At 38.6% G+C, this 10,438-nt stretch carries 14 protein-coding genes; 2 read left to right on the forward strand and 12 right to left on the reverse strand.

Features of this window, described 5'->3' with window-relative positions; all coding sequences use genetic code 11:
- Positions 1–195: 195 nt before the first annotated feature.
- The 9 genes from FJ218_09860 to FJ218_09900 form a co-directional block, all read right to left on the reverse strand.
- Positions 196–420, reverse strand: coding sequence for a UPF0175 family protein (locus FJ218_09860; GenBank protein ID MBM4167205.1), 225 nt, complete (start codon positions 418–420; stop codon positions 196–198).
- Positions 421–435: 15 nt separating this feature from the next.
- Positions 436–651 carry a hypothetical protein gene (locus FJ218_09865; GenBank protein MBM4167206.1) on the reverse strand — a complete coding sequence of 72 codons (216 nt, stop codon included), beginning with the start codon at positions 649–651 and terminating at the stop codon, positions 436–438.
- Between the two features lie 33 nt (positions 652–684).
- Complete coding sequence (locus FJ218_09870; protein MBM4167207.1) at positions 685–1,074, reverse strand: type II toxin-antitoxin system VapC family toxin; 390 nt, start codon at positions 1,072–1,074, stop codon at positions 685–687.
- On the reverse strand, positions 1,064–1,288 hold the full coding sequence (locus tag FJ218_09875; GenBank protein ID MBM4167208.1) for a hypothetical protein: 225 nt from the start codon (positions 1,286–1,288) through the stop codon (positions 1,064–1,066). Before FJ218_09875 ends, FJ218_09870 begins: the two co-directional genes overlap by 11 nt.
- A gap of 114 nt (positions 1,289–1,402) precedes the next feature.
- Complete coding sequence (locus FJ218_09880; GenBank protein MBM4167209.1) at positions 1,403–2,530, reverse strand: formylglycine-generating enzyme family protein; 1,128 nt, start codon at positions 2,528–2,530, stop codon at positions 1,403–1,405.
- A gap of 75 nt (positions 2,531–2,605) precedes the next feature.
- On the reverse strand, positions 2,606–2,845 hold the full coding sequence (locus tag FJ218_09885; GenBank protein ID MBM4167210.1) for a hypothetical protein: 240 nt from the start codon (positions 2,843–2,845) through the stop codon (positions 2,606–2,608).
- Complete coding sequence (locus FJ218_09890; protein ID MBM4167211.1) at positions 2,823–3,173, reverse strand: hypothetical protein; 351 nt, start codon at positions 3,171–3,173, stop codon at positions 2,823–2,825. Before FJ218_09890 ends, FJ218_09885 begins: the two co-directional genes overlap by 23 nt.
- A 24-nt stretch (positions 3,174–3,197) precedes the next feature.
- Positions 3,198–3,494 carry a hypothetical protein gene (locus FJ218_09895; protein MBM4167212.1) on the reverse strand — a complete coding sequence of 99 codons (297 nt, stop codon included), beginning with the start codon at positions 3,492–3,494 and terminating at the stop codon, positions 3,198–3,200.
- Between the two features lie 18 nt (positions 3,495–3,512).
- On the reverse strand, positions 3,513–5,780 hold the full coding sequence (locus tag FJ218_09900; protein MBM4167213.1) for an aconitate hydratase: 2,268 nt from the start codon (positions 5,778–5,780) through the stop codon (positions 3,513–3,515).
- Between the two features lie 218 nt (positions 5,781–5,998).
- Between FJ218_09900 and FJ218_09905 the strand changes: the two genes are divergently transcribed.
- The gene (locus FJ218_09905) at positions 5,999–6,745 is read left to right on the forward strand and encodes an rRNA pseudouridine synthase (protein ID MBM4167214.1); all 747 of its coding nucleotides are present in this window, start codon (positions 5,999–6,001) and stop codon (positions 6,743–6,745) included.
- Between the two features lie 8 nt (positions 6,746–6,753).
- Here FJ218_09905 and FJ218_09910 read toward each other — a convergent pair whose 3' ends face one another.
- Entirely contained in the window at positions 6,754–8,631 is a 1,878-nt protein-coding gene (locus FJ218_09910; GenBank protein MBM4167215.1) for a DUF229 domain-containing protein, read from the reverse strand.
- A complete protein-coding gene (locus tag FJ218_09915) occupies positions 8,585–8,866 on the reverse strand; it encodes a hypothetical protein (GenBank protein MBM4167216.1) in 282 nt (93 codons plus the stop codon). Before FJ218_09915 ends, FJ218_09910 begins: the two co-directional genes overlap by 47 nt.
- A 266-nt stretch (positions 8,867–9,132) precedes the next feature.
- Here FJ218_09915 and FJ218_09920 point away from each other — a divergent pair, with 266 nt between their 5' ends.
- Positions 9,133–10,083 carry a threonylcarbamoyl-AMP synthase gene (locus FJ218_09920; protein ID MBM4167217.1) on the forward strand — a complete coding sequence of 317 codons (951 nt, stop codon included), beginning with the start codon at positions 9,133–9,135 and terminating at the stop codon, positions 10,081–10,083.
- Between the two features lie 161 nt (positions 10,084–10,244).
- Here the strand turns inward: FJ218_09920 and FJ218_09925 are convergent.
- On the reverse strand, positions 10,245–10,438 hold a 194-nt coding region (locus tag FJ218_09925; GenBank protein MBM4167218.1), incomplete at its 5' end, for a T9SS type A sorting domain-containing protein.

Genomic DNA, 10,438 nt, shown 5'->3' on the forward strand with positions numbered 1-10,438 from the left:
AATTAGGTCATCTTCATCAATTGGAATCACGATAACTGCATTATCTTCTTTTTTTATTTCGACTTCTTTGACACCATTGAACATTCGTTTAGGAATCAAGACACCGCGTTCGGTTACTTTGGCTTTCATAGTTGTATATTTTTAAGAGCGATTGAAAAAATTTTCCTAATTCATTTCACTTACTTGCTGTTGTAATTATTGAACTGAAAAATTAGAACTCGGTACATCATGCTGAGATAATAGTTCAGCCATTTCCCAACGTGAGATATCAAGGAGTTCGCTTGCTTTTCCTGAAGTGATTTTTTTTTCGCGGACGAGTTCAAGAACTGAAAGATAAGAGAGTTCTTGTTCTAATTGTCTTTCCGATTCCCAATAAGATAAAACACTTTCGGGAACTTGTATTGAGATTGCTTTTGACATAATGATTTAGTTGTATTATAAAGGTTTTCTGTAAAGATACTTATCGAAATTTTCTGCTGCATCGCTCACGTCACAATCAACCGGATTTCTGCCAAGTTGAAAGATAGGGTCGTTTTTGTCAACCTGTAAAACGATAACTGCATTATCTTCCTTTTTTATTTCGACTTCTTTGACTCCTTTCAACATTCGCTTAGGAATCAAGGCGCCGTGTTCGGTTACGTTGGCTTTCATAGGTTTTATTTCTTATCTCAAAAAATTATTGTGTTACCAGTTTTCAATGAATAAGTTTTCTACTTCACGAAAATGTTCATCACGAGTTACGAGCGTGAGTTTATATTGTTTTGCAATTGCCGCTATCCAAATATCATTATCGGGAATTGGTTTTCCTTTGCTTTGTAATTGATGTTTGATTGTTCCAAATTCTTTTGCAGTATCAACATCGCAATTTACGATAGATTTATTTGAAACGAAATTATCTACTATTGAAATGTTCTGAATTCTGTTTCTCGATTTAATTGCTCCGAAATAAAGTTCTCCAATGACAATGCAAGGAATAAAAATTTCATTTGCAACATCTATTCTCTTTCCAACAATGTTGTCTTTGTTGAAATAAGCGATAACGATATTTGTATCAACTAAATAATCACCACTCATTGGGGTAAATGTTTTCGCAACCTTCTTCGATTGCTTGTATCATCTCTCTTGCATCTTCATCAGATAATACACCAAAAAATGGTGCAAGATTTTTTCCCGGAATGCCTTTAGGTATTGGAGTTAGAATTGATTTCACATAATCCAGCACTTGCATTTGTGTTTGTTCCGGCATTGTTTCAAGTTGTTTTTCTATTTCAAGGATTGTTGTTGTCATATTTTTTTTTCTCTAAAACTCTAAATGAATTCATTTTGCAAAACTTCTTTTTTCTTTTGGAAAAAGAAAAAAGAAGCAAAAAAGAAAACAGAGTCATAGTACATAGTGCATAGGTTAAGGAGTCCTCACAAGTCGAAACCCGTAAACGTCGTAGCGATTGTGAGGATTGCTGATGTCCCGGAGAGCAACACGACAACCGGTGTCATCGTTGTCCCACGAACCGCCGCGAAGAACACGGTAATTTGATGTTGGGGTAACCCATGCACTGCCATCCGTGGGCGCTCCTGAATAATTACTATGATAGTAATCCTGACACCATTCCCATACGTTGCCGCTCATATCATATATACCAAGTTGATTTGGTGTTTTTGTTCCTACGGGATGTGTAGTGTTACTCGAGTTAACATAATACCACGCAACGTCGCCTACTGTATTGCTTCCGCTATACGTATAATTATCGCTTGCGTGTATGCCTCCTCTCGCCGCATATTCCCATTCCGCTTCCGTCGGTAAGCGATATTGGTTTCCTGTTACATTATACATCGTGTTCAAATAGCCAAGCCATAATTGTATATCATCCCAACTTACTTGTTCCACGGGTTTGGTCGTATCGCCGCTAAAATAACTCGGCGTTGCGCTTAATGTTGTCCCACCGTTTGCTTGCTTCCACACTATTACTTGTTTCCACTGCGCTTGTGTTATTTCATATTTGCTTATGTAAAAACTACTCAATGTTACGCTGTGTATCGGTTGTTCATCGCTATTCACATTACTTCCCATCGAAAACGTTCCGCCTTGCACGGAAATCATTTCAATGTTTCCAATAACAATACTTGCGCGAGTTGTAAAATTCCAAACAGCGCCGCTCGTGGAGTGGCTGTGGTTATCTTTGGCTAATACTTTCCAGTAAAATGTTGTATTCAAACTCAACCCGCTTCTTGTCAAGGTAATTGCAGTTTGGTTTTGTGATACAACCGTTGTCGGAGGGTTTGCCGTACCAAAATACACATCGTATGTCAGTGCGTCGTTCTCCGGGTCGGTGCAACTCCAACTTAATGTAAGCGAATCATATTGGTTCGTCGCGTTACTTGCCGGCGAAGGATTGGATGGTGCGTTCGGTGCTTTGTTTGTGCTTTCTGTGGAAGATTCCTTTTTGCAACTTGCAAGAAGAAGAATACACAGAAGAATAAGAGATATGTTTTTCATAGAGTTTGTCTTTCTATTATTTGTGAGTATATACATTGTTTGTAAAAAAACTTTTGTAAATATAAGGTTTATGTTAGTTGGAAACCCAAACAGAATTATCGAGAAGTACAATCATTCCCGCATCTTCCGAATTATTTCCACACTGTCCGTCGGATATCCCAAATCAAATTGCATTGCTCGTAAATCTTTAATCGCTCTTTCAATTACTTCTTTGGGAACGATGCGTTTACTTTCTTCGTGCAATCGCTTTACTTCTTCGTCGGCATACGGCATTGAAATTACAACTTTGGAATGACCGTTGCTACGTGATGTTCGTTTATGCTGTGTTTTATTTTGTGTTGTTGTTTCCATAAAATTGTCTGTTGTTTCTATTAACTTCTTTCAATGTAGAAAGCAATTCTTTCTTTTCTGCTTCCAACATTTCCCAATCTATAAAATCGGATTCAACTTCATTGCTGTGTTTGTTAGCAATTTTTTCGTTATCCCATTGCTTTTCAAATTCTTGAAACGAATGTCCATACTTTTCTTCAAAGTGTAAAATCTGATTGGAATATTTTTCAAGCAAGTTTTCCATTCCAGAAATAAAAATATCGTTCACTTTCTGTTTTAATTTCTGCTCTCCGAATGAATCTCGAAGTGCAGAATAAATTGTTTGGTCTAATTCAAGTGTAGTTGTCATAGTATTTTTCTTTCATTTAATTTTCTACTCAACCTTCGAAACCACACCAACAGTTTGCGTAGCAGTAGTTTTTCCGTGAATAGAAATTTTATCTCCCCAATGAACCACGTGCGTATCGAGCAATTCTGCAATGCGCATTAAATCTCTCGTATGTTGACGTAAGATTGTATTTGTTTTCATTTGTTCTTGTTCGAGTCGTTCTAACCGTTCCTCAAGATTTCCAAGCCGCTTATTCGTTTCGTTTTGTCCTTCACGAAATTTTCTCATCTCGTGTAACATTTCTGCAACGAGTTCAATAAGTTTTCCGTTTTGTTCAGCCATAATTTTATCTTTCTATTTTTAATTTGAAACTTGCCTTCTAATAATATTCAACGCTCCTCCCGCTTTGAACCACTCAATTTGCGCGGCGTTGTAGGAATGATTTGCTTTTACTTCTTCTGTCGTTCCGTTGCTATGATGAAGAACGATTGTAAGCGGAACGCCGGGAGAAAACGTCGTTAAGCCAAGAACATCGAGCGAATCATCTTCGAGAATTTTGTTGTAATCATCTTTGTTCGCAAACGTGAGCGCTAACATTCCTTGTTTTTTCAAATTCGTTTCGTGAATGCGCGCAAATGATTTTACGAGAATCACGCGCACACCAAGATGACGAGGTTCCATTGCCGCATGTTCACGGGATGAACCTTCGCCGTAATTTTCATCGCCGACAACAAGCGAACCAATTCCTTTTGCTTTATATGCTCGCTGCACTTTCGGAACTGCATCGTATTCACCGCTCAATTGATTTTTCACGTTGTCAGTTTTCTCATTGAAAAAATTCACCGCACCAATCAACATATTATTCGAAATGTTATCGAGATGTCCGCGATATTTCAGCCACGGTCCCGCCATTGAAATATGGTCGGTTGTGCATTTCCCTTTTGCTTTGATGAGCAGTTTCAAATTTTTCACATCCGTCCCTTCCCAAGCAGAAAATGGCGCGAGCAATTGCAATCTCTCCGACGATGGCGCGACAGCAACTTGCACATTGCTTCCATCTTCTGCCGGCGCTTGAAATCCCGCATCTTCTACAGCAAAACCTTTCGGCGGCATTTCAATTCCGAGCGGTTCGTTCAATTTTACTTTTTCACCTTTGTCATTCGTCAAAAAATCTGTCATTGGATTGAACGTTAAATCTCCCGCAATCGCAAGTGCAGTTACAATTTCCGGCGATGCAACAAAGGAATGTGTGTTCGGATTTCCATCGTTACGTTTTGCAAAATTTCTGTTGAACGAAGTGATAATGGAATTTTTTCTGTTCGGGTCGTTTGTGTGCCGCGCCCATTGACCAATACACGGACCACACGCATTTGCCAACACAACGCCGCCCATTTTTGAAAACGTTTGTAAAAAGCCATCACGCTCAACCGTATAGCGAACTTGTTCCGAACCCGGCGTAATCGTGAATTCCGATTTCGCTTTCAATCCTTTTTCTACTGCTTGTTGCGCGAGCGATGCAGAACGAGAAATATCTTCATACGAAGAATTCGTGCAACTGCCAATCAAACCAACTTCTAATTTCTGGGGCCAATTATTTTCTTTCACTGCTTGCGCAAATTTTGAAATAGGCCACGCCAAATCGGGAGTGAACGGACCATTCACGTGCGGTTCGAGTTCGGATAAATTTATTTCAATCACTTGGTCAAAATATTTTTCCGGTGATTGATACACTTCTTTATCGCCGCGCAAATGTTCCGCAATCGTATCGGCAAGTTGAGCAACATCAGCGCGCGACGTTCCACGCAAATATTCGCTCATCTTTTTATCGTAACAAAAAATAGACGTCGTTGCGCCGATTTCCGCTCCCATATTACAAATCGTTCCTTTGCCCGTGCAAGAAAGCGAATCTGCGCCGTCGCCAAAATATTCCACGATGTTATCCGTTCCGCCTTTCACTGTTAAAATTCCGGCAACTTTTAAAATCACATCTTTCGCCGAAGTCCAACCGTTTAATTTTCCCGTCAACTTTATGCCGATGAGTTTTGGAAATTTTAATTCCCACGGAAGTCCCGCCATCACATCACACGCATCAGCACCGCCAACTCCAATCGCAATCATTCCGAGTCCGCCGGCATTGACTGTGTGCGAATCCGTTCCAATCATCATTCCGCCGGGAAACGCATATTGCTCCAACACGACTTGATGAATAATTCCCGCGCCGGGTTTCCAAAATCCGATACCGTATTTATTGGAAACGGATGCGAGAAAATCATACACTTCTTTGTTTTTGCTTTTCGCTTTTTCCAAATCTTCTAACGCGCCAATTTCTGCTTGAATCAAATGGTCGCAATGCACGGTGGAAGGAACGGCAACTTTTTTTCTTCCCGCTTGCATAAATTGCAGCAACGCCATTTGCGCAGTGGCATCTTGCATACACACTCTATCGGGATTGAAATCCACGTAATCTTTTCCGCGTTTGAATTCTTTCGTTGCAAGTCCATCGGTGAGATGCGCGTAGAGAATTTTTTCCGTGAGCGTGAGCGGTTTGTTTAAAACGTTTCGTGCGGTTTCAACTTTTTTTGCGAACGAACCGTACACGGTTTTTATCATTTCAATATCGAATGCCATAAATGTAAATGTTTAATTGTTACTTGTTATTGGGAATATGCGTCTTCCCGAACTTGTTTCGGGAACTATTTTTGTTTACGAATAAATCAGATGCTGAAACAAGTTCAGCATGACGTTTTTCTGTGTGAAAATTCGGTGAAAAATTAGCGAAAAGTTGAAAGAATAAAAAGAGGATTTTTTGTTGAGGTTTGAAAGCGTATTTTTCTTTTGAAAATTTTATGCAGAGAAATAATCATTCTACTTCCTCGAATATTGTAAGTCTTCCACGTGCATTATCCAAACTCGGATTTTGTTCGCGTTCACAAGCAGAAAAAATTATTCGTGAAGGGAAAGTTTCTGTCAACGGAAAAACAGAAATAAATCCTGAACGTCGAGTACATTTGAAGAAGGATACAATCGAAGTAGAAAAGCAACGTGTCGTTACTTCAGAAAAAATTTATGTAATGCTCAACAAACCACGCGGATTAGTTACAACAACTTCCGATGAGCAAGGAAGAAAAACTGTGTACGATTGTTTTCCCAAAGAAAATTTCCCAACAATTTTTCCTGTCGGAAGATTGGATAAAGCGAGTGAAGGATTATTACTGTTCACGAATGACACACAATTGAGCGCACACATTACCGAGCCAAAAAACAAGATTGAAAAAATCTATCACGTTCAAATCAATTGTATTGCGGATGACCAACTTTTGCAACAATTGAAAACAGGAATTACTATAAACATAAACGAATTTCTTTCTGTAAAAAATGTTTTGTTGCTTCGTTCTGGAAATAAAAATTGTTGGCTGGAAATTACACTTGATGAAGGAAAAAATCGCCACATCCGAAAAATGTTTGAAGCATTAAACATTGAAGTATTACGGTTGATTCGCGTTGCAATTGGAAATTTGAAATTGGGAACACTTGAAAAAACCAAATGGAGAAGGCTCTCTGACAAAGAACGAAAAATGTTTTCAGAAGAGTAATCAGAAAATCATTTGTTGCGTTTTTGGTAAATTCTTTTTATAAACCGATTCCCGTTTATTGTTTGCATAACAATATCTTTCTCAATTTGAGAAATTTTCTTCCACAAATTAATCCTTTGACCTGCATCCGTTGATACATCAAAATATTGTTCATCCTCGACATCGGAGTAGACAAATCGTTTGTTCAACCAATAAACTCCGAATCCCTCATGGTCCCATTCACGTAAATCATTTGTGTTTAATCCAATAATTACTCGGTCGTCTTGAATAAATCCGAGGAGTGAGTTTCCTTTCAAGTCAGATAATATTTTTTGGTTGTGTTCTTCTGTATGTAGATTCAAAACTTCTGCAAGTGTTGGAATAATATCAACGTTGCTGATATTCTTAGTTTTATTTTCTTTCAAATGTTGTATGAATTCACGTTTTGAATCAAGCCAGTGTTTTGGCGTCCGAATAAAAAATGGAACGTTCATCACTTCATCGTAATACGAATATAAACGCGGTAAACGATGTTCGAGATTACTTCCTTCGCCGTGGTCCCCTGTAATTATTACAAACGAATTCTCAAGGCGATGAGTTTGTTCAAGCGTGATATAAATTTGACGAAGTGCTTCATCTAAAATAAACAACGCATTTTCGTATCGTGTCGGGAAATTGGGTTGTTGTTGCAATTTCGTACTTGTTTGTTGAAAAGGAATATGGAGCGCATTGGAATTATACACAGCAAAAATATTTTCATCGGAAGAAAACCTTTTGAAAATATTTTGAAACGATTGCACAGAAACTAAATCGTCAACTCCCATATCGTTCACAATCGGCGCATCAATATTTTCAGCCGTGATGTGAATATTCGGCTGCTGCACGGTAAACAAAAACTGATTCAGATTCAACCAACCAAAACGCTGCGAACTCACGAGCATTGTTTTCATTCCGGCAGCACTTGCCCAATCCCAGACGAGCGGAGTTTTGTGAAGTTTTTCTCCTCCTTCAAACGGTGCAACACCTGTGTACAGCGAAGGAATGCTCACTTGCGTTGAACCGGAATTCGCAAACGCATTTTGAAACACGAAAAAATTTTCTTTTTCTTCTTCGCTCCACTTTTTCAAAAATGGCATTGGGTTTTCCTTGTATCCATAAAACGGAAGCGGTTTCTTCCCAAATGATTCGTTGATTATGAGAATAATTGTTAACGGTTCAACAAAAGAATTTTTTGAAGGAAATACTTTGTCTCTTACAGATGAATGTAAACTTGCCGAAAAATCTTTTCTCAAAATTTCTTTTATAGAAAGCGTGAGCGAAGCATCGAGCGACAATTGCTTTTCCACGCTGTACCAACGCATTTGATTCATTCCAACTAAATAAAATGCAGGAGCGAGAATGAGAATTGCAATTTTGAGAATAGAAAGTTTTGCAACTGTTTCTTCTTTCTTTCTTTTCCAGACATAATACCAAAATGCAAATAGCAACAAGAAAAATATTGCATTGAGATTAAAAACATACGTTTGCAAGTAATTTAATACATACATCGGGTCATCGAGTACAAACGTAAGCATTTGCGGAGTTACATATTGTCCGAATTCACGATAGAGAAAATAATTTACTCCGGCAAGCGAGGTGAAAAATAAAGCAATTACACTAACGAAAACTACATTCAGAATTTTCGGAAGCAGTGAAGAAATTTCACTCAACCAAAACAACAGAAGAAATGTGCAAAACAAACTTGCAGCATAAACATTGAATGAAAACGTATTGATAGGTTCGCGAATAATACTTTTCGAGAAATCTAAAGCAATAAAAATGGTGAGCGATATAAACCAAGGTTTTTTGTAAAGCGCCATATTACATTTTCGCCGCAACGACAACGACTGCTTTTGCAAAGTACACATTTCCGCAGAATGAATCCAACGCTTCGAGAAAAACGATGTAAGTTACGATGCGAACAGTTTTCCCCTCGTCATCTTTTACGCGTTTAAATTCTTTCGTCGCAAGTCCATCGGTGAGATGCGCGTAGAGAATTTTTTCCGTGAGCGTGAGCGGTTTGTTTAAAACGTTTCGTGCAACTTCCACTTTTTTTGCGAACGAAGCGTACACGGTTTTTATCATTTCAATATCGAATGCCATAAGCGTAAATGTTATTGGTTAATTGTTATTAGTTATTGGAAGTATGCGTCATCCCGAACTTATTTGGGGACCTATTTTTGTTTACACGAATAAATCAGATGCTGAAACAAGTTCAGCATGACGTTTTTGCTCGTGAAAATGCGGCGAAAAATTATAGAATAGTTGTAAGAATCGCAAAAGTAATTTCTGTTTCTGGATTTGATGTTTATTCAATAACATCCTATCTTTTACACGATTTTTTACATAACAAGAGAAAATTATTTATTATGAAAACATTACTAACAAATTCAGTTCGCAACGCCGCAGAGTTTATTCTTCGGGGAGAAGTCGTTGCATTTCCAACAGAAACGGTGTACGGACTTGGTGCAAATATTTTCGACGAAGAAGCAGTTAAAAAAATTTTCGCAGCAAAAGGACGTCCTACAGATAATCCGCTCATCGCGCATATTTATGAACTCAGCGAATTATCATTACTCACAACCTGTATTCCAAAAATTGCAGAAGAATTTATTGAACATTTTTTCCCGGGACCACTCACGCTTATTTTTCCGAAAAGCAATTATGTTCCCTCCATCGCAACTGCTGGTTTGAAAACCATCGGCGTACGAATGCCAAACAATGAATTAACGTTATCATTTCTCAAACAATGCGGAGTTCCCATTGTTGCGCCTTCAGCAAATCTTTCCGGAAAACCAAGTCCTACAACGTGGCAAACAGTGAATAACGATTTGAGAGGAAAAATCAGTTGCATCTTAAAAGGTGAACAAACGGAAGTTGGTTTGGAATCTACGGTTGTGGATTGTACGGGACGCACTCCGTCTGTGTTGCGAACGGGAGCAATTACGTTGGAACAATTGCAAGACGTTGTTTCGACAACTCAACTTGCAAAATCCACGTCAAAACTCTTGAAGAAAAGTCCCGGCACTCGTTATCGCCACTATTCACCGAAAGCAAACGTAGAAATTGTTGCAAATATTTCTGAACTTGCTTCCACGGTGTATTCGGCGTACATAGGAATGGAAGAACCGTTTCATTCTTCGAAATTCAAACTGAAAAAAATTTGCAACAGCGTCGAAGAATACGCGCGATTTCTTTTTTTATTTTTCCGAATGTGCGACGAAACAAATGTGAAAACGATATTCTGTCAAGCAGTCAAAGAAACGGGATTAGGTCTTGCCATTATGGATAGAATACAACGCGCAAGCGGAAAAGGATAAGCGAAATGCAATTCCAATGCTTCTCAGAATCGTTGTATTGAAAAGGATTCTCCATTCGCACGCGGTTATGTCGAATGAGCGAAGGCACAACTCTTTAACATTGAGTGGAGTTCACGTTTGAACGAGTCGTTACACACCGCAAACTCCACATTCATAATGTTCTACTTCATCAGCAAAAGTTTTCTCGTTTGCGAAAATGTTGGTGTAGTGAGTTTGTAAAAATACACCCCGCTCGTTAATCCACTTGCATCAAACTGAACTTCGTGTTCGCCTTCTTCGAGTTGTTCGTTGTTTAAAAGCGTTGCAACTTCTTGACCGAGAACGTTGTAGATTTTCAACGTTGTTTGTAAGGGCA

Source organism: Ignavibacteria bacterium (genome assembly GCA_016873775.1).
In the GTDB taxonomy this organism is placed as follows: domain Bacteria; phylum Bacteroidota; class Ignavibacteria; order UBA10030; family F1-140-MAGs086; genus JAGXRH01.